General features: G+C 39.5%; 14 protein-coding genes and 2 pseudogenes. 8 read left to right on the forward strand and 8 right to left on the reverse strand.

Translation table 11 applies throughout. From position 1 onward, the window contains the following. Positions 1-29: 29 nt before the first annotated feature. The 3 genes from fliP to fliR all read left to right on the forward strand — a co-directional run bounded on the left by fliP (position 30) and on the right by fliR (position 1,879). A complete protein-coding gene (gene fliP / locus XBJ1_RS11515) occupies positions 30-746 on the forward strand; it encodes a flagellar type III secretion system pore protein FliP (RefSeq protein ID WP_143827733.1) in 717 nt (238 codons plus the stop codon). 78 nt (positions 747-824) lie between these two features. Then, a complete protein-coding gene (gene fliQ / locus XBJ1_RS11520; protein ID WP_012989128.1) occupies positions 825-1,094 on the forward strand; it encodes a flagellar biosynthesis protein FliQ in 270 nt (89 codons plus the stop codon). Positions 1,095-1,096: 2 nt separating this feature from the next. After that, complete coding sequence (gene fliR, locus XBJ1_RS11525; RefSeq protein WP_012989129.1) at positions 1,097-1,879, forward strand: flagellar biosynthetic protein FliR; 783 nt, start codon at positions 1,097-1,099, stop codon at positions 1,877-1,879. A 27-nt stretch (positions 1,880-1,906) separates the two neighbouring features. Here the strand turns inward: fliR and XBJ1_RS11530 are convergent, their stop codons facing one another. Continuing rightward, the gene (locus XBJ1_RS11530) at positions 1,907-2,665 is read right to left on the reverse strand and encodes an SDR family NAD(P)-dependent oxidoreductase (protein ID WP_012989130.1); all 759 of its coding nucleotides are present in this window, start codon (positions 2,663-2,665) and stop codon (positions 1,907-1,909) included. A gap of 110 nt (positions 2,666-2,775) precedes the next feature. Beyond that, positions 2,776-3,593, reverse strand: a protein-coding gene (locus XBJ1_RS20835) for an IS5-like element ISXbo1 family transposase (protein WP_143827669.1) whose coding sequence is annotated in 2 segments (ribosomal slippage) — positions 2,776-3,233 and positions 3,233-3,593 — 819 coding nt in all. Because the reading frame shifts where the segments join, the coding sequence is not laid out codon by codon here. 463 nt (positions 3,594-4,056) lie between these two features. Here XBJ1_RS20835 and XBJ1_RS20840 point away from each other — a divergent pair. Next, positions 4,057-4,353, forward strand: a pseudogene (locus tag XBJ1_RS20840) (magnesium transporter); the annotation flags it as partial. A 365-nt stretch (positions 4,354-4,718) separates the two neighbouring features. Here the strand turns inward: XBJ1_RS20840 and XBJ1_RS11550 are convergent. The 5 genes from XBJ1_RS11550 to XBJ1_RS19085 all read right to left on the reverse strand — a co-directional run bounded on the left by XBJ1_RS11550 (position 4,719) and on the right by XBJ1_RS19085 (position 15,317). Then, a complete protein-coding gene (locus XBJ1_RS11550; RefSeq protein WP_012989132.1) occupies positions 4,719-6,281 on the reverse strand; it encodes a hypothetical protein in 1,563 nt (520 codons plus the stop codon). A gap of 6 nt (positions 6,282-6,287) precedes the next feature. After that, positions 6,288-7,664 carry a hypothetical protein gene (locus XBJ1_RS11555; RefSeq protein WP_012989133.1) on the reverse strand — a complete coding sequence of 459 codons (1,377 nt, stop codon included), beginning with the start codon at positions 7,662-7,664 and terminating at the stop codon, positions 6,288-6,290. A 66-nt stretch (positions 7,665-7,730) separates the two neighbouring features. Then, complete coding sequence (locus tag XBJ1_RS11560) at positions 7,731-9,233, reverse strand: hypothetical protein (RefSeq protein ID WP_012989134.1); 1,503 nt, start codon at positions 9,231-9,233, stop codon at positions 7,731-7,733. A gap of 247 nt (positions 9,234-9,480) precedes the next feature. After that, the gene (locus XBJ1_RS11565; protein WP_012989135.1) at positions 9,481-11,457 is read right to left on the reverse strand and encodes a hypothetical protein; all 1,977 of its coding nucleotides are present in this window, start codon (positions 11,455-11,457) and stop codon (positions 9,481-9,483) included. Positions 11,458-11,807: 350 nt separating this feature from the next. Then, positions 11,808-15,317 carry an inverse autotransporter beta domain-containing protein gene (locus XBJ1_RS19085; protein WP_012989136.1) on the reverse strand — a complete coding sequence of 1,170 codons (3,510 nt, stop codon included), beginning with the start codon at positions 15,315-15,317 and terminating at the stop codon, positions 11,808-11,810. A gap of 248 nt (positions 15,318-15,565) precedes the next feature. Here XBJ1_RS19085 and XBJ1_RS22550 point away from each other — a divergent pair. Then, positions 15,566-15,667, forward strand: a pseudogene (locus tag XBJ1_RS22550) (IS6 family transposase); the annotation flags it as partial. Positions 15,668-15,816: 149 nt separating this feature from the next. On the opposite strand, the gene XBJ1_RS11575 reads toward XBJ1_RS22550, so the two are convergent. After that, on the reverse strand, positions 15,817-17,799 hold the full coding sequence (locus XBJ1_RS11575; protein ID WP_012989138.1) for an autotransporter domain-containing esterase: 1,983 nt from the start codon (positions 17,797-17,799) through the stop codon (positions 15,817-15,819). 570 nt (positions 17,800-18,369) lie between these two features. Here XBJ1_RS11575 and XBJ1_RS11580 point away from each other — a divergent pair. From XBJ1_RS11580 to mdtC, 3 genes are read left to right on the forward strand one after another with little or no spacing between them, the layout of a single operon-like run. After that, complete coding sequence (locus XBJ1_RS11580) at positions 18,370-19,611, forward strand: MdtA/MuxA family multidrug efflux RND transporter periplasmic adaptor subunit (RefSeq protein WP_012989140.1); 1,242 nt, start codon at positions 18,370-18,372, stop codon at positions 19,609-19,611. Beyond that, positions 19,611-22,781: an MdtB/MuxB family multidrug efflux RND transporter permease subunit gene (locus XBJ1_RS11585; RefSeq protein WP_012989141.1), complete on the forward strand. Its 3,171-nt coding sequence runs from the start codon at positions 19,611-19,613 to the stop codon at positions 22,779-22,781. The genes XBJ1_RS11580 and XBJ1_RS11585 overlap by 1 nt, the downstream gene beginning before the upstream one ends. Next, positions 22,778-25,861: a multidrug efflux RND transporter permease subunit MdtC gene (mdtC, locus tag XBJ1_RS11590; protein WP_012989142.1), complete on the forward strand. Its 3,084-nt coding sequence runs from the start codon at positions 22,778-22,780 to the stop codon at positions 25,859-25,861. The genes XBJ1_RS11585 and mdtC overlap by 4 nt, the downstream gene beginning before the upstream one ends. The last annotated feature ends 8 nt before the right edge of the window (positions 25,862-25,869 follow it).

Genomic DNA, 25,869 nt, shown 5'->3' on the forward strand with positions numbered 1-25,869 from the left:
TCCGGCCTGTGCATTTAGCAACCCTGCTGATGGCGCTTTTGTTGCCGCTATTCCCCATGAATGCCGCGGCCGCATTGCCTGGCATCATCAGCCAGCCGATGGCAAATGGTGGACAAAGCTGGTCACTGCCGGTGCAAACTCTGGTTTTCATCACGGCACTGGGTTTTATTCCAGCCGCTTTGCTGATGATGACCAGCTTTACCCGCATCATTATCGTGCTTGGTTTACTGCGTAACGCACTGGGGACACCTTCTGCCCCACCCAATCAAATCATGATTGGCTTGGCGCTGTTCATGACTTTTTTCATTATGTCACCCGTATTCGATAAGGTTTATCAAGATGCTTACCTGCCTTTCAGTGAGGACAAAATAAGTCTGGAAGCTGCACTGGATAAAGGTGCCCAGCCTCTGCGTCAGTTCATGTTGCGCCAGACACGCCAAACCGATCTGGCACTGTTTGCCCGTCTTGCGGATCAGGATGCTTTTGAAACAGCGGATTCCGTCCCCATCCGGGTTCTGGTTCCGGCATTTATTACCAGTGAATTGAAAACCGCCTTCCAGATTGGTTTTACGCTCTTCATTCCTTTCCTGATCATCGATCTGGTCGTTGCCAGTGTTTTGATGGCCTTGGGGATGATGATGGTTCCACCTGCCACCATATCGCTGCCCTTCAAACTCATGTTGTTTGTCTTGGTGGATGGCTGGCAATTGCTGCTTGGCTCATTGGCACAAAGCTTTTATGTCTAGCGAACAGTTTTTATGTCTAGCGCGAAACTTGCGTGAAATCCTATTGGAACAAGATCGAAAAAGCGGTTTAAAAAAATTATGACTCCAGAATCGGTAATGGCTCTCGGCATCGAAGCAATGAAAGTGGCGCTGGCGCTGGCCGCCCCGCTGCTTCTGTCTGCCCTGATATGTGGTTTGGTGATCAGCCTGTTGCAGGCAGCAACTCAGATAAACGAAATGACCTTATCGTTTATTCCTAAAATTCTGGCTGTTTTTGTCACTATTGTTATCGCTGGTCCGTGGATGCTGAACTTACTGCTAGATTACATGCGCGTGTTATTTAGCAGCATTCCAACCATTATTGGTTAATCATGATCCCGTTTGATAGCGAAATGCTCTCTCGTCTTGTCAGTGATTTTTTCTGGCCACTGGTACGCCTTTTGGCGCTATTCAGCACAGCGCCCATTTTCAGTGAAAAACAAACGCCGATAAAAGTCAGAATGAGTTTGGCGCTGGCGATCACCTTCTTGTTGGTTCCTAACATACCCTCTCCGCAAATTCCGGTATTTTCCGTTGCGGGGGTTTGGGTCATGATACAACAGGTGTTAATTGGTGTTGCCTTGGGATTAACCATGCAGATTGCTTTTGCAGCAATACGTCATGCCGGAGAAATACTCGGCTTACAGATGGGACTTTCATTCGCCACATTTTTTGATCCTACCGGTGGCCCGAATATGCCGATTTTGGCGCGTATTCTGAATTTGCTGATGATGTTGATGTTTCTGGCTTTGGATGGGCATTTATGGTTACTGAGCATTCTTGCCGGTACGTTTGATTCGATTCCCATTCAACCAATGCAACTGAATCCCAAAGGTTTTCTGCTGTTAGCCCAAAGCGCCCATTTAATCTTTATCAATGGCATGATGCTGGCAATGCCGCTGATTACCCTGCTGTTGGTTCTGAACTTCGCTTTGGGGATGCTCAACCGCATGACGCCACAACTTTCCGTGTTCGTCATCGGCTTTCCGCTGACGCTCACTGTGGGGATCTTTACACTTTCTCTGTTGTTCCCGATGCTGGCGCCCTTTACTGAACGGCTAATGGCCGAAATATTCGATCGGCTGGCAGTGATTATCGGGGAACTGGTGTTATAAATCACCACTCCCCGGTACCCTTTATATTTAACTAAAATTGGGCTGACCATTTGATGCTGTAACACCACCATCGATTGGCAGGTTAACACCATTAATAAAGCTGGCATCTTCGCTGGCTAAAAATGCAATGGCTGATGCAACTTCAGCCGGAGTTCCCGCTCTTTTCATTGAGATGCGAGAATCGAATTTTTGCAGAACGTCATCGGACATATACTCGGTCATTGGTGTGATGATCAGGCTTGGGCACACCGCGTTAACCCTAATTCCCTGTGAGCCATGATCCAATGCCATGGCACGGGTCAGATTGACCACCGCCCCTTTTGCCGTACAGTAATAAGCATTGCCCCAATCAGCCCTTATCCCCGATACAGAGGCATTATTGACAATACATCCTTTGCTTTTGAGTAAGTGAGGCAAGGCAAAATGGCTGCAATAAATAACACCATCAAGGTTGGCCGCCAACACTTTTTTGCCATCATCCAGCGAAGTATCCAATATCGTACTGGGAATATACAATCCGGCATTATTGACGAGAATATCTATCTTGCCGAAATGTTCGATGGTCTCATCAATCATCATCTTGACGGAATCCTGATCCGACACGTCCGCCTGAATGACCCGTGCATAACTGGATGACAGCTCACTGTACACACGATTAAGTTTATCAACATTGCGTCCCACCAAAACAACAATAGCGCCTTCCTGAGAAAAACGCTTCGCGGTGGCTTCACCGATACCACTTCCCGCACCGGTAATCACGACAACTTTATTTTCAAATCGCATCATATTATTAATTTACCTATAAAAAACATATGATTATATAATAATCCAAGTGAAATAAAGTATGCACACTAATATGTACAAACTAAAAGAGCGCTTAATATGACACTTAGAGCCTATCCCAATAGGATTATATTCCAGACAATTAAACTACAAGCCAAATGAAGCATGGCTTCATAATTTTCAACCCGTTTTTCCCAACGAACCAGAATACGACGAAAACGATTAAGCCAACTGTGTGTCCTTTCAACAACCCAACGGTTCACTTTAAAATCATATTGTTCGGCCAGCGCATCTTGTTCTTCTTTTCTTGATTGTATGCAGGGGACGTATCCACGGGTTTTTAATTCTTTTTCCAGCCATTCCGCCTCATAAGCTTTATCCAGATGGAGTTTGGTTCCATAACCCCGGCGTCCTGTCTGTAAACCGTCCAGGGTGGCTATAACAAGTCTGATATCATGAATATTAGCGGGCGCAACGGCAATCGCTAATGGCAAGCCCTGTCCATCCGTGAGCAAACTTCGCTTTACGCCTTGTTTTCCCCGGTCTGTTGGGTTGCGGCCTGTTTTTTTGAGCCGGCCAGGGGCGCTTTAGTCAAACAGCCATCCAGTGCCAATTTGCCCCAGTCGATAGCCCCTATTTTTTCACTGGCGAGTAAGCCATTTTGCCAGAGTCGCTCAAAGACGCCTCCCGCCACCCATTCCTGAAAACGGCGGTGAGCACTGCTTGAAGAACAAATCCCTGTGGCATTGAGGGCATTCCACTGGCATCCGGTTCGTAACACAAAAAAGATAGCATTCATAGCGGCCCGATTATCGACACGGCGGCGATGGCAGCCCAAAGGGTGATGGGTTTTATGTGGAGGGAGTAAGGGTTCAATTTTCTGCCAGAGTTCATCAGAAATGAACCATTGGGCTATTGATTTCTTATTCATGAAAAAATCCCCTAAATGTAAAAAAACAGGCTGACTATAATATCAAATATCTCCTATTGGGATACACTCTTAGAAATTGATTTCATACTATTAGATAGAAGAAGTTGAGAGTAGTTCCAAAATGAGAATGAGAATGAGAAGATAGATGGCTGTCACTATAGGGCAGAAATCTGACCTTTAGATAACTTGTTGAGTTTGCGTAATTCCTGTATGAAACGTGAATTTAATTAAATCAATGAGTTAAAAACGGTGTAATTCTCCCATTTAGATAAGTGACAACTAAAAAAACTTATATATATGAAGATATTAAGTGTTTGTATAAATTTTACCCAAAAAAAATAGATATAGAAAAATCCGTCAATGAGGCTAATAAATAGTGCAGCCAGATTGCACCAAATCCGAATGGAAGGTGCTGGCAATATAGCCAAAACGTAATCAGGGCAATCACATCTAAATTTGCCGGGCTTTAATTCCTGCTTTGGCAGGTATAGGAGGTAACACAGGCAACCAGACCATTACCATGATCGTTCGGGCGTTGTCACCTGTCTACTCGATGGCGATCTTGCGATGGGCGGTGTGATGACAATGGAAATGATATTAAATCTGCTGATGGCAGCTCTAATGGGAGTATTGATTCCATTTATTAATGATGAAACTGGGGCGAGATCCGGCCATTGGTTCCAGTGTGATGATCACGGCAATGACCGATACTGGCGGATTCTTTATCTTTTTGGGGTTGGCAACGCTGTTTTTGATTTGAGCTTCATGGGAGAAACGCCGATTTATAAATGATATCGGCGTTTTCGATCCCGTTTCTAAATTTGTGTCATTGCCTGTTTTTAATATGTTTAATTTATCAACGAGAACAGGTGACAAGATGAACGAAAAACAGTGACACACCTTGGCTAGTGAGCTGGCTAAAAACCGATTCTGTCGCATTAACAGAGAAAGTCTAAATAAATGTAGGGTTGATTGTTATTTGCGTAGTCAATCGATAAAACCTCCCTGCTGGTGAGATCATAGGCTTATAGAGCAATTACGGCTGTAGCACTAACATGCGATTCGTCAGCATCAAAACGCCTGAACAGCAATCGTTACTATCGTTCCATCAAAATCTGGGACTAATCACCTAGAATCCCTATCTTCTCCCATTTTAGTATCAGCAATAATCTCTGTAATATACCAATGATTTTTACTTTGGTTTTGCCTCAAAAAATATTGATTTTCACCAATGGAAAATGGAATTAAATATTGATAACTCGTATCCCATGGTTCTGCGTGTTCGTTAACATGCTCAGGAACACCCTTACTATATATGTAAGAAATAAACCAATAGTTATCATAGAATCTCTGACCAGTGTAATAATACTTTCCTTTAATAAAGTATGGAAACTGAGGATAGTAATAATATGACCACGTATCAGAATATGCTAGCTTACCTAAGGTTCCATCTTTGTTAAACTCAAATGTATAAATATTTTTAGTAGTCTTTGTATGACAGTATATATATTGATTACCTTCCATTGAAATAAAGAATACAACTCCGTAAAAATTATCCCAGTTTTGTTGACATATCGGTTTACGATTCATTTTTACTTTTGTAAAAATTTCGTAACATATAATAGGCCATCCATTTCCTTTACCATGAAGTAAGATAAACTGTCTACCTCCAATATTATATGCAAACCCAACATCATAACTAACATCAAAATATCCACTATCTATTATTTCTTTCTGTCCGTTTTCATCCAACTTTGCAATCATCCAAAATGATTTATCTGTATTTTGTGGTGCATTAATAAAGTCCTTGGCTAAACCAAAAACATATTGCTCATTCTCAATAACAAATGGGAACATTAAATCATAATAATTTACCCACTTTTGCCCGGTCGAAGTTTGCTCTCCCTGTTTCCCGCCAGCAAGCAATTTATGTACAGTGACCAAATGATCGCATTGGCGCTGGCGTAAAAGGTATTGATCATTATTAATAGAATAAGTAAAAATTGTTCTAATATATATTTCGTTACTAGGGGGATGAGCATCACAATCCAGGTTAGGCTGGAAATGAATTTGTTCCGTATTATGAGATATTTTATTACCACTCAATTGGCCTGCCAGGGTGACAGTCTCACCACTATTATTTGCATCATAAAGTTCAAAACTCACATTACCTAACGGATCAGTATTAATAGAAGTGGTCTGGGTTACCTTATTTTGCTCAAAAGAAGCAGAACCTGTCACAATTAAATCCAACTGGCGGTTTTTGAGATCAAACACGGTTCCCATTCCCGTCAGAATCGCATTAACTTTATTACTCTGTTTACCATCTGCCATTGCATAGTCACCAGTAACACTAAAGTTAAGCTGATAGTCTGTTGTTATTAGATCGTAAGGTAATATGCCAATCTGCTTATTATTCTCCCTAAGGGAAACAGTCAGTTGACCATTGCCACCTGTCATTGGCCCCACAACCAAGACAGATGTTTCTCCAGTGCCGCCAATCTTGCCAAAAAGTCTTTTTTTACCTGTATCTTCACCATTAACAACAAAGCTACCGACTGAGCATTCAAAAACAATCTCTAACCCAGGTAATGACTCCGAATATTCATAAGCTAATATATTAATATTAACCGCCGATCTATCTTGAAATACTTCATATGATGGAGTAAAGTTTATTGTAATAGCCATATTATTTTACTCAAATGTTAGCGGATCGACAAAAACGATAGTGTTATTAATTTGTTCCATATAAATACCTTTACCACTGGCATTAATAGAAAAATTAGCCCTAAATGCTTTATTTGAAGTTATTTTATAGCTTAAAGTTTTATTAGAAACAGGATTATTTATTGGTATAGAACTCTTAACAACATCATCAATTATGATATCTGGTGTATCAAACTTAACATTAATAGTCTCAATTCCAGTTATTAGCGGTTCAATAAAAAGGAAACATTGGCACGTTCCATCTGCAACACCATAAGAGCTATAAGTATATTTAATTTCTTCACTTGATGATAATAACCAAACCGAAAAATTCAAACAAACCTTATAAGCATTAACAGGATCTAGATAGTTAAGAGTTAGAACACTATTTTTAGCAATATCTTTACTATAAATATTCAGATACCCCACTCCATTGTTATTTATTTCCCCCAGTGGGGTTCTATTAGAACCATCACTAAAGTAAGCATTGGATACTTGGGCAATAATTGCATTGCTATTTGATCCTGTATACACTACTGCTGTTAAAAAAGGTTTTACATCAGGAGATTCACTACTAGTACCAATATTTTGAGTCAATTGTACTTTGACATTAACATTATCTAAATCGTTATAAATAGAAATTTGAGATAAAGAGGATGTTATATTAATATCAGCACTATAAAAACCAGCCAAAATAGATTTAGCCTCTACAAAATTAATCCCACCCTCACCTGTGCTTATTGTATAATCAGCATAGTCTTGATTTACCTGATCTTGGAGCAATACTTTGTCAGATTTTAAAGTATTTATTGGGCTATTTTCTTCATCTAAAATCTTTAATGTAATAGTGATGGTATCCCCAGCCGTAAAACCTTTAAAGTTTGTACGAATCCTTATTCCTCTTTCACGAGAAATACTACTTAAATATAATTTACGATTTTTAATGTCAGTAAACGTTATTTCATTATCTGAAGCGTTCATAGAAGGGTCCTCTATAATATTAACACTTGAAATTGGTGAAGTATTTTTATTGTCATTTAAACTTGTCACTGTATATACTGCTTCGTATAATCCATATGTATGAAAATCGTTTACATTAAAAATCACAGAATAATAATCATAGTCGTTATCTAAAACATCTGGCGTTACACAGTAAGTAATGCTTTTTATTTTAATCTTTGAATTATCTTTTAGATAGAGTTCACCATCTATACTATCTAATAGCTCTACTCCATCATATTTATTCACTTTCATTACTAAATATTTAATTCCCATCGTTTTAACTTCAAGGATATTAATGACGTTATTTGAATCACTTTGGGGGAATTCAGGTTTAGATAAAACGATGTTATTTTTTATATTCATATATCACCATTTTAAACATAGTTTTAATGTAATTTAAATTATACATATATGCCTAGTGAATTGATTCTAATCTGTAACGATATGACCAGACCAAATACCACCATACGTCACATCCCTATCATTATCATCACCAACCTGATAATCAAAATATATCATCCCGTCATGGAAAGGAAATGCAAAATGACCATTTAATAATTTATAACGTATATTAAATCTTAATACCGCTGTTTTTCCATCTTTATTATCTGGATGATATGGCATTATACAATTAAAAGGTAGTGTGACTGTTTTGTTTTTAGAATTAATATATAAATTTAAAGTAACTTTTGATCCGAGTTTTACTTTAGTATTATCACTATTATCATTAGTTCCTGTTATTGTAACAAACAAGCCAGCATCATCTGGATTTTTTGCATGGTTAGATATTTTTTGATTGTTTATATCACCATCCTGCTCTATAACATCATTAAAGCTAGTATAAACCTTACAGGGTTCATATATTCTATCAACATCTGTCCATGGTTTATTTGTCCTTCCTCTGTAAGTAACATCTACAGGATAGGATTTAGCTATAATATCTCCATTCCCTCTTATTACAAGATAAGAAAGATTTGATAATTTATTTTTCTCAAGAATAAAGTAAGGTAATTTAATTAAGCATTGATTGTCTTCAATTACATCAAATCCTCTGACATAATACTTGTATTCACCATTAATATTGAATAATAAAAAATCATCAACATCATAAGCTGTACATGGTGTTGTATCTAGCCAAAATTTACTTTCTCCTTTCGATGTTAAATCACCATCAATAGCAGTAACCGCTTCAGGTTCTTGTCGGTTATATTTCTTATTATCAAAAATGATGAAAACAGTACTATGAGAAATAGCATAATCGGATGGAATCCTTATAGTTGAAGACAAGTCAATAACTAATGCCAGTGGTTTAATTGGAGAAATATAAAATTCCACCTGACCTTTATCACCTGAATTTATAGAAAAACCAGAATAAAGAGAAAGGTTTTGAACATTTATTTTATTTCTTACATCATTAGCATAAATATATACTTCTTCTAGCTGATTAAATGCTCTACTCTTTATAAAGATCGGAATTCCTGATAATGGATTACCATCTTTATCTTTGATAATGGTGTGTACTTTAGTTGATACAGTACCTATTTGAGAATGATCATATGATGTTGGTACTGATAAAAAAGCATTATCAACGCTCAACCTCAATGATTCAGGATAAATTTCTTTTGCAAGATATTGCAATTTTTTTTGCTGAATACCACTTAATGATGTTTTTACACTAAAATGAATCTCCTCATTTTCTGCTATCAAATTACTTACGGTAAGCGTCACTGTTGCCGTGGCTTTTTTATTGTCACTTTCCAAATTTACGGAAACATCTCCAATTGGTACAGAAATGTTTTTAGTATTAAAAAATGAAATTATTGAACTGCCATCTATAACCTCATCAGAGGATAATATCACTGTAAATAAAAAAGTTTGCCCTATGATTAAATTCCCCGTTTCTGGCTGTGAAAAAGTCATAACATTAGACATATGTTTATTCCTCTTATAAACTTCATATTTTTAATTATCTATGCTATAGAAAAAAATCCCTTTACCACAGTAAGTTAATTAAACATTTTATATTATATATAAAATAAAAATATAACTATCTTCCAAACATTTCCTTACTCCTTGATATATTAGGAGCAAGGAAATTTATTATTTTCAGTTATTCGTTATAATAAAATACTATTTCCACTACTTTATGAAATCACATCACACATACATTCTCTTTCGATTAATTAGAACCATCAAGCGGTTCGGTACCAATATATCCATTCCAAACAGCACTATACTGAATAACCTCATCTTTAAAGAATTGATAATCAAAACTGATATTCCCTCTCCACTTAACACCAACAATATCATCATATGGAATATGAAAGAAAATAGAGTCTTTATTACCAGGGCCACTTATATCTGCCAAATTAATCTGTTTGGTATAAGGTTTAGTGAAGTTTTTATTATCTGAATTAATATACATATTCAGAGTAATATCCTTTATATTTAATGGAACTGGATTTAATTTTGAAGCAGCATCGTTAGATTTTAAACGTACTATTTCAATAAATAATCCATCATATTTATGATGAGGATATTTCTTAATATTTTCATAACCAATATCATTATCAGCTGGTATAAAAACATCAGGATCAACACCAGTACTGGGGTGAACTATGCAAAGCTCATAGCTTCTCTTAGCTTCTTGATCAGGTACATATGGTGTTCCTCCTAAATAAGTTACTGGTAATGTGTCAGAGTATAAAGCTGATCCATCCGGCTTAACAACAGTATAAGAAAGTTCCGACGATATAGACTGTTCAAAAATCGTATAAGGAAGTTTCATACTATACCGATCTAATTGTGTTTTAGGATCATCAATCAACTCCGTATAGCCAGTAAATTTAGGAGCTTTCGTAGAGTTTAATTTATTAACAAAAAATAAAACCGTATCACCTTTTGATATTCTAGGATCACCACTAACGGATACCATAAAATATGGTAATATCGAATCTGCACGTATACCAGCAGTACTATAGCCAGAAATATCAGGCATACCTATAGAATTAAAGAAAGTAGGCTTAATATAGTTCACTGCATAGATTACTTGCTTAGCTTCACGTCTAATATCTGTTGTATAACTTATAATATAGCTCCATAAATTAACAACACTTACCAGTGCTGTTTGAGGATAGAGATAGAACTTTACTAAACCATCATCTTTAGAAGCGATAATTAATCCTTTAGTATTATCTTTCTCCTCAAGAATTATAGGATTGTTCCCATCGCCATCCTTAAATTTAAATTCTTCTATTTGATTACGCTTTTGTGATGTAATAAATACAGGTGTTCCCACCAATGGTTTCTGTGTATTTCTATTCTTTAAATAAGTATATATTGCCGTAGGATGTTGTTGATCACTTTCTGATGACATTTGCAGAAAAGGGTTCTCAACAAAAAGTGCCAGTGAATCCATATCAATTTCGTTTGCTGTGCCATTGAATGGAACAGAACCGAAATTACCTTCAGACGTCAACGCATCAGTATGGATTACAAATGTAATAGCATCACCATCTTGTGCAGATGCTCCACCTGACACACCATCAAGTACGGTAAAACTTAACTTCGCAGATACTTTATTACCAACTTGGCTATAAATCGGAATAGTCTTAGTCGTATCTTGATCAAACTTTATATTGGAACTAATTTTTTCTATGGTTATATTACCTGCTGGTAAAATAGGATTATCTGAGTTTAATTCTACAAAAAAACTCACTTTCTGACCTATAACTAAATCGGCATTTTTATTAATTGTGATATCTATTTTATTGCTATTTACTGGCTTAACTTTAATTTTACTATTGTACGTGTGGGGCATGTTTGGAAATACAGTTGCATCCGATTTCGCATCAGTATTGATTGTAAATGAAATAGAATCATTATTATTCACATTCGCCCCTACTCCTCCGATTTTATCAAGCACCGTAAAATCAAATTCGGCAGTTGCGGTAAAAAGCCCACTTTCATTTTTATCGACAAGTAGAACTTTTAAGTTATCAAATTTTATATTTTGAACGTAGCCACTTTCTACTATTATATACTTGTTATTATCAATAGGTTTATTCGATGTTAATTTTACTGAAAATGTTACTTTCTGGCCCACCTCTAATTCATTCGCCAGTGGTGAAATTTTCGTGCTAGTAATAGCTGCCATTTTATTACCTCATATTATTATTAATAGATAATCATTAACCACATTACATTTAAAAAAATCACTCCAAAAATAGTTTTAAATATAAACTTATTATAAAAAAACTTTAATATTGACTGCTATATAACCATCTCAACTCTGCTCTCCAGCATAAGCATAAAAAAATAAAACACTAATCAAAAAAAATTATCAATTGATAACTTTTTTTGATTACTATAATTTATTATTTTTTACTATCCTTTTTATCTCGATACTAACCAAGCTTAAAGATGTGAGGTATCTATCCCCGTGAAGTGGGGATAGACAATGCTTCACATGGTTTTATAGTAACTCAGTGTTTTAATGGTATAGTCTTAATTTTTACCTGATTTTAACCAGTGATCATAACAAAAAATAACCCCCTCTGACTGTTGATCGAAAGTATTATTTTTAGAATCATAAATCCTAAATCGTTTACTACTAGCAGAACTGGTACTCTTTACTATAATAGTAGCTTTTTCAGCGTTGTGATTATTAACTTCGTCGAAGAGTCCCCAATCGTATAAACTGTACCTTTCTCCCCGTTCAGTTTCCCCCCATTCATTATGTATAGAATAAGGATTAGTAGGATCAGATGCTTCCTTATCTGAATACAAATCTTGCCTTCCTCCCTTTAAGTTAACCCCACAATCAATATTACTCCCATTTACACTTACATAGCCTTTTTGATTATTAACTGATGAGACACTTTTGATATCTATTTTATATTTATATAATTTAATTTCGCCACTTTGCATTGTTACGTTTGAATATATCTCTACAATCCCCATAGCTCTAAATTGAATTGGGCCATGTTCTTTGTCACCAAAAGTTAATGTAATACCTCCATATGGCGCCTCGTCCTTATTAAATTTCATACTATAAATAACTTCAGAAACGTCTGGATCATCATAAAAAGATTTAGGATTTTTAGGGTCTCTTAACTCCCCTCGTAAAGATTCAAACACATTACTTGGACGGTTCAAGTTGTCTTTGTTATCAAAATATTTATATATTTTTTTATCATTTCTATTATAAACATATAATAGCGCTACTTTGGCTACCGGAGTGAATTCAACTCCCGCCGTTGTCGTAAGCTCCTCATTAGTATTCTTTGCTCCGGAAACTTTTAATGTCATATTAACTTTTTTAACGCCGACCGAACTTTTTAACGTCGCATATAAATATCCTTTATCATCTGTTGTATACACATCTTTATTTGTTGGTGAATAAAGTTCAGGAGAAGGAAGTTTTGCTGATTCTATTTTGTTATGATCGTGTATCCAACTAATATCTTTAGGTTCGAATTTTCTACCCGCTATTATTTTGGTATTATCTTTATAATCAACAATCTTTGCTCTATATTGATATTTTGAATTACCATCTCCCAACAATGGGCTAGCCGGATCAAAATTAATCACTTCAATACTATCAATCTTAAAATCCTGCACAAAATTTATCAGCTCAGAACATATATCTGAGGCAGAATCTCTACCTTCAATATTAATACACGCTTTAACCTGTTCATTATTCGCTTTATTTCCGCTAATATGAGTTTCCAATTTACCCTGGGAATCTACAGATTGAGGAGTACCCGGTGATGGTTTGGAAGTCACGCCGGAGGCATTATTACCATTTTCAAGTTTCAGATCCTTCCATACGAACTTAATGTCCTTCCCTTTATTCTCTGTATTCCCCGTATATACTTTACCGCCTTTTTCGCGCAAGATGGTTGCTCTCACGGTATAGTGTTCCACCTCATCCCCATCAGTTGTACTTTTCGACAGCGGATCTAGGGTGATTTCTGGCCAACTAAAATTGATTTTATTTGATTTATAAGTCGGTTGACCATCATCAACAGAGGCTATAACAACAAGACCTGAAAGCTCAGTAGAGCTAGTTAAGGTTGCCGTGGCTTCCCCATCGGCATTAGTTTGCTCGATAACAGGTATCGGTTGAAGTTTATTGTGTCCTTCCACTTTCCAATTGACTTTTTTTCCTATGATATAGTCACTTTTACCTTTAGCACCCGTTACTATTGCCTTACATATATAGGACTCGTTCACTAATACCGGAGTTTCACCCTGAGCCTGGCATTTCACCTCAATGTTTTCAGGTTTATCTGGTACGGGCTTAACAGGATCAAAATTCACTTCACCTATTTCTTGTTTTGTCGCACCATCTAACTGTATATACACTTTGACTTTATCATTCTGGTTTTTATTTTTACTGACTAAAATGTTAGATATTGGTTTCCTGTTTTCATCGATTAATTCACCTTTTTCATTTGTTTGAGCTGGTCTATTATTCCATGCAAAACTTAATTCAGATTCATCACCTAAAGAGGATTCCACTATCCAGCGCACATTATCAATTTTACCATTTTTAACAATTTCTCCTTTAATCACACCTTGATAAGTAATAACTAAATCAGTAAATTTATAGCCATTTTTTTCCTCATCTGTTGATTCTAGAGATTTAGGTGGAATAACTTTTACTTTTCCATCAATCAAAAAAGGTAAAATTTTTATTGGCATATGTGTATTTTTAATTCTTTCCTGATTATCCATGATGGATATATCGAGGATGTAATCCTGTTTATGAGCTTCTTGATAGCTAGGGAGTGTAACCGTAATGTCTTTTCCTAAATCAGAAGAAAGTTTTCCGTTATATTGCTCAAATGCCTTATCAGCCACTTTCCAACTAGCCTGTTTAATATTTTTATGAGTTCGGACGGGAACGCTGATCTTTATTTCCTGATGCCCATAACCAAGAATTGGTTCGACAGCGAGTAGTTCTATTTCCTCTATTTTTTTATGTTCCAAAACAATATTATTATTTCGTTCTACCAAATCATAGCGGCTGCCTGCTAATGTCCGCATTGAAGCGACATTATTATGATCTAGTTGAGTGCTGATTGGTATACCAAATCTATAATTCAGATTCACTAAAAGTTGGGTTTCACTACGACCGCTTTCCCCCTGTCTGTAATCCACTCCTATTGTAAAAAGCGGAATTGGAGTATAAGTCAAACCCATTTTTGCCAGACTCGGGTTTTTCTGTTTGGTATCACGATTAAATAAAGTGACACTATCACCAAAATATTTTTCATAGCTTAATTTGGCACCCAGATTAGGGTAAAAAGGCAGGTAAAATTCGCTATTAATATCATAGCCATTAGCAGGGCGCTCGTAGTAATAATCGAAATTACGTGAGTTTTGCCAGTCACTTAAGCGATAATAAGCATTGGCTGAGAGTTTAATATAATCCCCCCATATTTCACTTCCCAAGCCTATACGCCTGTTTTTACCAGTAATATCATAGTCATAAAATGTATTCAGCCCATACATCCAATTCTGATAAAAATAACGCCCGCCTAAGCCGATATTTATCGTATTTCTGCTGTCTTTATTGCGATAACCTAATTGGGAAAAGAACAGCCAGTCGGCTTTGTTATCGTACAATGGCAATAAGAGATCAAGTGAGTGATTTTTCAGTTTCCAGTCCCTGTCTAAGCCAAAATTAATGCTTACTGTACCAAACTGTGATAACCATTTTTGTGTTTCTGATAATATGGTGCTGTTAAGTTTACCCAACGCATAAGAAGTTGCTTGCGTCTTAAGCTCTGAAGGAGAAGAAGATAATACCTGACTCATGGTTTGGAGATTATTGACAATGAAATTCTGCGCATCAAATTCTGGGGTATTCTGTGTTTCTTTTGAATGTGGATGCGATGTCTCATGTCTTATAGCATCTTTGGCTAAAGCGAACGTTATTGTAGAAGGTATCAATAAGGCATAAATAAAAATAAAAGTCCCAATGATTTTTTTCGCAAATGATGGCATAGATAAACACCTCGGAAAAATTTATATCAACGGATAGCTATCATTGTTTTCATACCGCTTTAACATACTCATTGGTTAATATTAGTAAAAAATTTAAAATTCGTCTTACTTTACTGTAGAGCATAAAATCTATGGTTGCCTGGCTCAATGATGCGCTCCGCCGCACACTTCTATACCAATGAGGCAGGTGTCTTGGTTTGAAAAGAATTCGAGGAATTTGTTACGCCTGATAGCGTTGCTAAAGATTTCACCTGATTGAACAGGATTATCGCAACATCAAACGGCGAACACGTCCTATGCTGGGATTCAAAAACTTTAGGGGGGCTCAGGTCCTGTTTGCCGTGATCGATACCAATAAGGTTATATTATTTATTCATGGCGATGGCCTCTTGTAAAAAAAATCCCCCTGCCAACATACGCCTACAGGGGGAGGGAGACTAACTTGCTTGTGAATTTTCTTTTGCATTTCTTCCTGTTTTTTTATCCTGCATTCGGTATATCAAAAGCTGATATTGAAACCGAGGTTGAAACCATAATTATGATTTGATGTCTTATCGCTTTTTTCATGTGATATCGCTGCAAATGCCCGAAAATTATTGGTCAGGTTAGCATTGACCCCAACGGTATATTGGAAACGGTTTCTATCTTGCTTTTCCTCCCGTTGTATGAAGGAAGTTTTAGTGGAATTAATGGCGCTACGAAGTATGTAAGATTCATCATCGAATTGGTGACTGAACAGGATAGAAGCGTAAGGATTGAAGCGGCCTAATTGAGTATCCACTCGCCAGCCGACTGAACCCACTTTAGAGTTATAGTGTTGATCCTCAAAATGCATGGAGGTGCTATTGTTACCGGATTCACGATAGCCATCAACATTCCCTTTATCCCAAGCATACTGGATGATTGGACTGGTGGTCAGGTAATGGGTGATAGGGATATTCCAGCCAGCCGTGATTCGCCATCCCCACTGTTTGCCGGTAGTTGAGCCTGTTTCTCTACGCGTGGCTTGACCAAGCTGGATGGAACGTGACAGGTTATCGTAGTTGGTGCGTGAATAATGGAGATCGCCACTCAGCCAGCCGTGGTTATAATAGTTCCAGAGTGCATAAGCCGTTACGACATGACCAGTAGCGGCATAATTGAAATTAGAAGCTGAACTTTGTTCATCTCGATAACGTGAAACTGTCGCCCCTAATAGCAAGTCATTTGTCAGTTGATAATCACTGCCCAATGTGAGAGTGCTATTGTGGTTACCTGTATAACCGCCGAATATTCCAATTTTACCTTGTGCATTACGACCATTGCGAAATTGTTGCAAGTGTCCATCAAGTGAATTTAGGACACTTATGACGGGTACTCGATTGATGTGATTCAACGTCATCACCTGTAACGGGGCATTATAGATGGACATAATGTACTGACTTATCATCAGATGTACATAAGGTGTTGGATGGAAGCTATCAGAAAACAAGTATGATTGGCTTTTATCAAAGTCGGGATCGGAAGAAGAACAAAACGCGGCAAGTCCACCTTGTGTGCAGCCATAACCAAGGGTATTGGAAATACCATAGATGGTCGGATTCTCAATCACTTCCCGTAAGAGGTGGTTGATATCGGCACGAAGAATATTACCATTACCAAGCTGGTCTTCTTCTTTCTGGTTATATTCGTCAGAAAATTGGGAAGCAATTTTGCTACTTTGATTATAAGCATCGAGTAGTTGGTTATAGATTTCTTTAGCTTTGCTTGGATTTTTAGGAGCAGCATCTTCAGCAATTTTTTTAAAAACTCCTTCGATGATTTGATGCCGGGTAGCAATATTCGGTGTAGGGTACTGGTTGATAGCTTGGTGAGCTTTTTTCAGAATCTGCTTGATTTCTTTTGCAGACACTTTACTTTTCCCTAATGCTCCTTGAAGTACTTCCTCCATAATTTTTGGAGTTGTGCCAATATCGGGAACATTAGGCACAATAACCAGACCTGCTCCGGCCTTAATAAGATTATTGACCTGCGATGCTGCGGATGCAGAACTGTCATTGATAATTTTTTGTGCTGTATATTTATCGCCTTTCGCGACATTATCGAGTGCTTCATCAATATTATTACCGCCCACCCAATGTATATACAGACCATTAGAATCAGCCTTTCCAGAGTGTGCCTTCAAATAACTGTCGATTTGTTTTTTTGTTGTGGGATTAAATAGGAAATGCGATGGATTCAGTGAACCATTGGCAGTTGCCCCACCTTGTGCATAATTAGTTCCGCCACGTCTAGATGGTATTAGCTTTTTGCCAGTTAATTCTCGAGTTATATATTCATTGTATAATTCAGAATTTTCTCCATCTGTTGTGAATCTACCGATATTTCCACCATCACTCAAACTATCACCAAAAACATAAACATTGTCATAGGCATGGGCATTTGTAATGGAATTCAATAAAAATAATGTTGTAGCTGATATCAAAAAAAGTGCTTTTTTCATCGTAGTTCTCCTGAAAAACTCGCTCACTATTTTTACGCCAGCACAAAACCGTGAATTAAAAGATCATTTATCTATTACCTATCCACTATCTCTGGTTGAGGGCTGATATTTTGATGATTTCAGTTAGATACTACTTCGAGGCACATATACGGAAAATCAACGTCATGTTGATGTGTATATATGAATGTTAAATAGCGAAAAAATAAAAACGCAAGACAGTGATATTTATTGTCTTGCGTTTCTGATTGAGGTCTTGTTTCTGTTTTTCGATGGTTTATTTACATCGATTTATTGTTAGTTTTTCCATCTTATCTGTCATCGATTGATCAATGAGGCCTGTCTTTTTCACTATCATCGAATTTTATCCTTCCGCCACTTTTACCTACATTGTGTAGATCTAAACCCTACGCCAAAGCCCAAGACAGGCAACTCGTTGACATAACTTCCATATTTTCTCCATCATTGGCTATTTCCCTTTGGTTACACTATTAATATATGTTTATTAAACCGATTTAGCATAAGATGCTGCATGACTGGTCACTGCAACAATACTGAGAGAATGTCGAGCACATGAAAAATAAACGTCGTACTTACTTTTTCCAATTTGCGGTACTAGCCGTTGTCATCGCAACAGCTTATTTCGCGTGGAACTACTTCAAAGCATCCACAATATCAGAAGAAAAATCTGCTCAGGCATCAAAATCTCTACAAGATTTAAAATATTTGCTACAACCGCCTGTGCAAGTAGCAACAGCCAAAATACAGTCCGTCCCCCATTATCTGGGAGGACTAGGTACTGTTCAGGCGGCCAATACCGTCACTGTCACTAGCCTTGTTGCTGGTCAATTAACCGCCCTGCATTTTGATGAAGGTCAGTTCGTCAAGCAAGGCGATTTATTAGCAGAAATCGATCCCCGTTCCTTTCAAATCCAACTGGCAAAAGTACAAGGACAATATGCCAAAGATCAGGCAACACTAGCCAATTCCCGACAGGATTTAGTTCGCTATCAGCAATTAGCGAAAAACAAATCAATTTCCCAACAGGATCTAGACAAGCAGATTTCTACAGTGCGCCAGTATGAAGCCCTCCTGAAAGCCGATCAGTCAAGTATTGATGATGCGAGACTGCAATTGACTTACAGCCGGATTACAGCTCCCATTTCCGGCCGTGTTGGTCTGAAAAAAATTGATGTTGGCAATTACATATCTGCCGGTGGAGGAACTCCGCTCGTGATCATCACTCAGGTCGATCCGATTGATGTGTTGTTTGCTCTGCCGGAAAACGATATCAGCGCGGTATTGAAAGCACAGAAAAATAATAAGGATGTTGTCGTCACCGCCTGGGATCGCAATAACCAGCAGCAATTGGCACAAGGTAAATTACTCAGTATCGATAACCTGATTGATGTGACTACTGGCACGATTAAAATGAAAGCACGATTCGATAACCAAAACAACGTGCTGTTTCCCAATCAATTTGTCAATATTCAGATTAAGGTTAATACACTGGAAAATGCCATCGTTATCCCGAATGCCGCATTACAGATGAGTAGTGAGGGGCATTATGTCTGGAAGGTGGACAAAGAAAACAAAGTCAACAAGCGTAAAGTCACCATCGGGTTACAAAATGCTCAACTGGTAGTCATCAGCAAAGGTTTGGCAACAGGTGATCGGGTCGTTACGGATGGTACTGACGCATTAACCGAAGGTACTGGTATCACGATTGTCAAACCACTAAAATCAGAATCTGCCAATACTTACGATCAGATGGATAAATCAAAGCCATCAAACAGTAAAGTGGAGAATACTTAATGCATTCTGATTCTCCAATGACTGGCGGTGGTCCATCTCGCCTATTTATTCTACGTCCAGTTGCTACCACGCTGTTTATGATAGCAATACTACTGGCAGGGATCATCGGCTACCGGATGCTGCCAGTTTCCGCTTTACCTCAAGTGGATTATCCTACTATTCAGGTGGTGACTCTCTACCCCGGAGCAAGTCCCGATATCATGACGTCTGTCGTAACTGCCCCGCTAGAACGTCAATTCGGGAAGATATCCGGCCTGAAACAGATGACATCACAAAGTTCTGGGGGTGCCTCCGTTATAACACTGGTGTTCCAGCTTTCGTTGCCATTGGATGTCGCAGAGCAGGATGTACAGGCAGCGATTAATGCAGCGACGAATCTATTACCCAATGACCTGCCTTATCCACCAATTTACAGCAAGGTCAATCCGGCTGATCCTCCCATCTTGACGTTGGCCGTCACTTCTGATGCCCTGCCGATGATTCAGGTACAGGATATGGTAGAGACCCGTATTGCCCAGCGTATTTCTCAAGTCGGAGGAGTTGGCTTGGTGACACTGGCTGGTGGGCAGCGTCCGGCTGTGCGCGTGAAGTTTAATGCACAGGCCATCGCCGCACATGGACTAAACAGCGAAACCATTCGTACCACAATAATGAATGCGAATGTAAGTTCAGCAAAAGGCAGTTTTGATGGCCCGACTCGCTCAGTGACGTTAACCACCAATGATCAAATGAAATCCATCGACGAATACCGCAATTTGATCGTGGCCTATAAAAATGGTGCTCCTATTCGTCTGCGTGATGTCGCGACTATTGAACGAGGCGCGGAAAATACCAAATTAGGCGCTTGGGCAAATGAGAAACCCGCCATTGTTATCAACGTTCAACGTCAGCCTGGTGCCAATGTCATCGATACCACGGACAATATCCGTGCCATGCTGCCAGAGCTGATCAACAGTTTGCCCAAATCGGTTAACATGGATATTTTGACAGATCGGACTGTCACTATCCGTGCGTCGGTACAAGATGTTCAGTTTGAGTTATTATTGGCCATTGCACTAGTCGTGATGGTGATTTATGTGTTTTTACGTAATGCAACAGCGACCTTGATTCCAAGCATTGCAGTGCCACTTTCTCTGGTTGGCACATTTGCCGTCATGTATTTCTGTGGCTTCTCTGTCAATAACCTCACGTTGATGGCATTAACCATCGCAGCAGGTTTCGTTGTAGATGATGCAATTGTTGTGATCGAAAATATCTCCCGCTATATCGAACGAGGAGAAAAACCGATGGCTGCTGCCCTGAAAGGAGCAGGAGAAATCGGTTTTACCATCATATCCTTAACGTTTTCATTAATTGCCGTTCTGATCCCACTTTTGTTCATGGGAGATATTGTCGGCCGGCTGTTCCGAGAATTCGCCATTACACTTGCTGTCGCCATCTTAATTTCTGCCGTGGTATCACTTACATTAACGCCAATGATGTGTGCACGGATGCTGAAAGCAGAAGCTGAAATTAAACATAACCGCTTTGAACAGGCCAGTGAACACTTCTTTGAGCGAATAATTGCAATATATGGCGGATGGCTGAAACGGGTTCTGAATCATCCTTGGATAACTCTCGGAGTTGCATTCAGCACATTGGCATTCACCGCCCTGCTCTATTTAACGATCCCAAAAGGATTTTTCCCATTGCAGGATAACGGCTTGATTCAGGGTACACTGGAAGCGCCACAATCTATTTCATTCAATGCCATGTCAGATAAACAGAGAGAAGTTACGGCTCTGCTGCTGCAAGATCCTGATGTGGAAAATGTGACAACGTTCATTGGTGTTGATGGCAGCAACTCAACGCTGAATAGTGGGCGTCTGCAAATCACCTTAAAACCTCTCAATCAGCGTGATATCCGAGTTGATGAGATCATCCCGCGTCTACAGGCTCGCGTCGCTAACGTACCTGACGTCAAACTGTATCTACAACCGACACAGGATTTAACGATTGATACCCAAGTTGCCCGCACGCAATATCAATTTACATTGCAAGGGACTGTCTCCAATGACCTTAACATTTGGGTTCCCAAACTACAGGAAGCACTGAAACAGCGCCCTGAATTGGTGGATGTTGGTACTGACTGGCAGAATCGGGGGTTAGTGGCTTATATCAATGTCAATCGTGATATGGCCAGTCGATTAGGTATTTCCATGACTGCCATAGATAATGCACTGTACAACGCTTTTGGCCAACGTTTGATTTCAACAATTTACACCCAAGCTAACCAATATCGGGTGATCCTTGAGCAGGATACACAAAATGAAGCGGGTATGAATGCATTCAATAATGTTCACCTGATCGGAACCGATAACAAGGTAGTGCCACTCAGTACAATTGCCACTGTTGAGCAACAATTGGGGTATTTATCCATCAATCATCTGCAACAATTTCCTGCTGTCACTTTTTCGTTCAATGTCGCACAAGAAGCTTCCCTTGAAGCAGCAGTTAATGCAGTCAAAGAAACAGAACGGTCGATTGGGATGCCAAAAAACATCAATACGCAATTTCAAGGAGCAACACTGGCGTTTCAGGATGCGCTTGGCAATACCCTATGGCTGATTTTGGCTGCCGTTATCTCCATGTATATCGTGCTTGGTATTTTGTACGAAAGCTTTATTCATCCTGTTACGATCCTGTCAACTTTGCCCACTGCCGGCGTAGGGGCATTGTTAGCCCTGATGGTAGGTGGCTATGAGTTGGATATTATTGCCATTATCGGGATCATTTTGCTGATTGGTATTGTGAAGAAGAATGCCATCATGATGATCGACTTTGCCCTGGCAGCGGAACGTGAAAAAGGCATGTCGCCTTATGACGCGATTTTTCAGGCTTGCCTTCTGCGTTTCAGACCCATTTTGATGACGACTATGGCTGCACTGCTGGGAGCATTACCGTTAATGCTCAGTACAGGAATCGGGGCAGAGTTACGCCGTCCATTAGGTATCTGTATGGTGGGCGGATTGATCATGAGCCAGATCCTGACGCTATTCACAACGCCTGTTATTTATCTGTTATTTGACCGATTAGCGAATTATTTTAAAAACAAGCGCCAAAACAGACTCCAGAGTCAGAATCAAAGGGAATTAGATCATTCACCGGTTAATCATCAGGAGCCGCTGTGAAGTTTTTCGCCCTATTTATCCAACGGCCTGTCGCCACGACGCTACTGAGTTTAGCCATTACTTTATGTGGCGCACTCAGTTTTATTCTGCTGCCTGTATCACCGCTGCCGAAGATGGACTACCCCTTCATTTCAGTTAGTGCTTACATGCCAGGCGCATCACCTGAAACCATGGCATCTTCCGTTGCTACACCACTGGAACGTTCACTCGGTAAGATTGCTGGCGTGAAGGAGATGTCCTCCAACAGTTCGCTAGGTAACACTAACATTACGCTGGAATTCGAGCTTAGCCGGGATATCAATGGCGCCGCACGGGATGTCCAAGCGGCGATCAATGCAGCAGAAAGCCTGCTGCCTTCCGGTATGCCAAGCCGGCCAAGGTACTATAAGGCGAATCTCTCTGATTCCCCGATTATGATTTTGACTTTAACGTCAACTAATCATAGTGTAGGGCAACTGTATGATATTGCCTCAACCTACCTTGCTCAAAAGCTTTCTCAAGTAGAAGGTGTCAGTAATGTGTCTGTCGGAGGCGGTTCTCTGCCTGCGGTAAGGATTGAACTGAATCCCAATGCCCTGTTTAATCAGGGTGTTTCACTCAATGATGTCAGCCAAGCCATCAACAGTGCCAATGCCCAACGCCCAACAGGACATGTGGATTCAGCGCAACAGAACTGGCAAGTACATACCAATGACGAACTGAAGAACGCAGACAGTTATCGTTCTATTATTGTGCATTATCGTAATGGTTCTCCTGTGCGTTTGCAGGATGTTGCTAATATCAAGGATTCCGTCGAAAATACCCGAGTAGCAGGAATGTCCGGAGGTGAGCCCGCCATCGTACTGGTTATTCGTCGTGAATCGGGAGCCAATATCATTGCAACCATAGACCGAATTCGTGCTGAACTTCCTGTTCTGCGTGAATCTATTCCTGCCAATATTCAGTTTAATATTGCACAGGAGCGCTCACCGACCATTCGTGCCTCCCTGCAAGAAGTGAAACAGTCACTTGCCATTGCTGTCGCTTTAGTGATTCTGGTGGTTTTTCTGTTTTTGCGTTCAGGCCGCGCCACCCTGATTCCCGCAATTGCAGTACCTGTATCACTCATTGGTACATTTACTGCCATGTATTTATGTGGTTTCAGCCTGAATAACCTTTCTTTGATGGCATTGACCATTGCGACAGGATTTGTTGTCGATGATGCCATTGTGGTACTGGAAAATATTTCCCGCCATCTGGAGGCTGGGTTGAAGCCTGCCCAAGCCGCACTAAAGGGGGTCAGAGAGGTTGGATTCACGGTTCTTGCCATGAGTGTTTCACTCGTCGCCGTTTTCATTCCGCTTGTATTGATCGATGAATTACTCGGCAGGATGTTCCGCGATTTTGCTGTGACACTCGCAACAGCTATCGGAATTTCACTACTGATTTCTCTTACCTTAACCCCAATGATGTGCGCACACCTGCTCAAATCATCACCGCAAAAATCGCAAAAACGCATTAGAGGTTTTAGCAAGGTACTGTTAAAAATTCAGCAGGGATATGGGCGTTCTCTGAAATGGGTACTCAATCATACCCGCTGGGTACTGCTAACATTAATTGGCATCGTTGTGCTGAATGTTTGGCTCTATATCAACATCCCGAAAACCCTTTTTCCTCAGCAAGATACCGGACGGATTTTGGGATTCGTCATTGCCGATGAAAACAGTTCATTCCAGTCCATGCGCGACAAGATGAAACATTTTATGCAGGTCATTAATGCCGATCCAACGGTCGAAAATGTGGAGGGATTTACTGAGAGCAGCTCAGGATTTATGTTTATAGCACTAAAGCCACTAAAAGAGCGTACTGAAAGTATCGAAAAAGTGATCATCCGTTTAAAAGGGAAACTCTCGAATGAAGCGGGTGCCCAACTGTATTTGCTCCCCATTCAGGAACTCAAATTGGGTGGACGCGGCGGAGCGAAATCAATTTATCAGTTTGCGTTGTTGTCCGATGATCTTGGTGAACTGCGCAAATGGGAACCGATTATTCGAAAAGCATTGGCGAAATTGCCCCAATTGACTGATGTTAATTCGGATTATGAAAATAAAGGCTCAGAAATAGCCATTATCTATGATCGCGATCTGATGGCTCGTTTGGGCATTAGTGTCAATGAAGCCAATGCCTTGCTTAGCAATGCTTTCGGTCAGCAGTCTATTTCCACAATTTATCTGCCCCGAAATCAATACAAAGTGGTTATGGAAGTCGCACCTGAATATACACAAGATGCCAGCTCGTTGGAAAAAATGTTTGTAATCAATGCCAAGGGTGAACGTATTCCACTTTCCTATTTTGCCCGCTGGCAACCTGCGAATGCACCATCAGGTGTTTATCATCAGGGGCTGTCAGCCTCCTCGACTATCGCTTTCAATGTTGCAGAAAACTATACACTGTCGGATGCAATCAGTGCGATAGAACGAACAATGACAGAGTTGAGTGTCCCTTCCGCAGTACGCAGCTCTTTCGCAGGCATAGCCCAAGATTTTCAGAAAACTCAGAGCTCACAATTGTGGGTGATCCTCGCAGCTATCGTGACCGTTTATCTGGTTTTAGGGGTACTTTATGAGAGTTATATCCACCCTCTGACCATTCTTTCAACTCTGCCTTCTGCGGGTGTTGGCGCTTTACTTGCACTAGAGCTGTTCAACACACCATTTAGTCTGATCGCCATGGTTGGGATCATGCTGCTAATTGGCATTGTGAAGAAAAATGCCATCATTATGGTGGATTTTGCCCTTGAAGCGCAGAAAAGCGGAAAATTGAGTGCACAAGAAGCGATACTTCAGGCCAGTTTATTGCGCTTCAGGCCAATTATGATGACTACCCTTTCAGCATTATTCGGTGCCTTACCTTTAGTTCTGAATAGTGGTGATGGGGCTGAACTGCGTCAGCCTCTGGGTATTACCATTGTCGGGGGGCTAGTGATGAGCCAGCTTCTCACATTATATACCACGCCTGTTGTATATCTGTTTTTTGACCGACTGCGTAAAAAATGGCACCACCGCCGTACGATAAAATCTCAGGTGGTAAAATCATCATGAGACACATG

This window comes from Xenorhabdus bovienii SS-2004, from assembly GCF_000027225.1.
GTDB classification, from domain to species: Bacteria; Pseudomonadota; Gammaproteobacteria; order Enterobacterales; family Enterobacteriaceae; genus Xenorhabdus; species Xenorhabdus bovienii_C.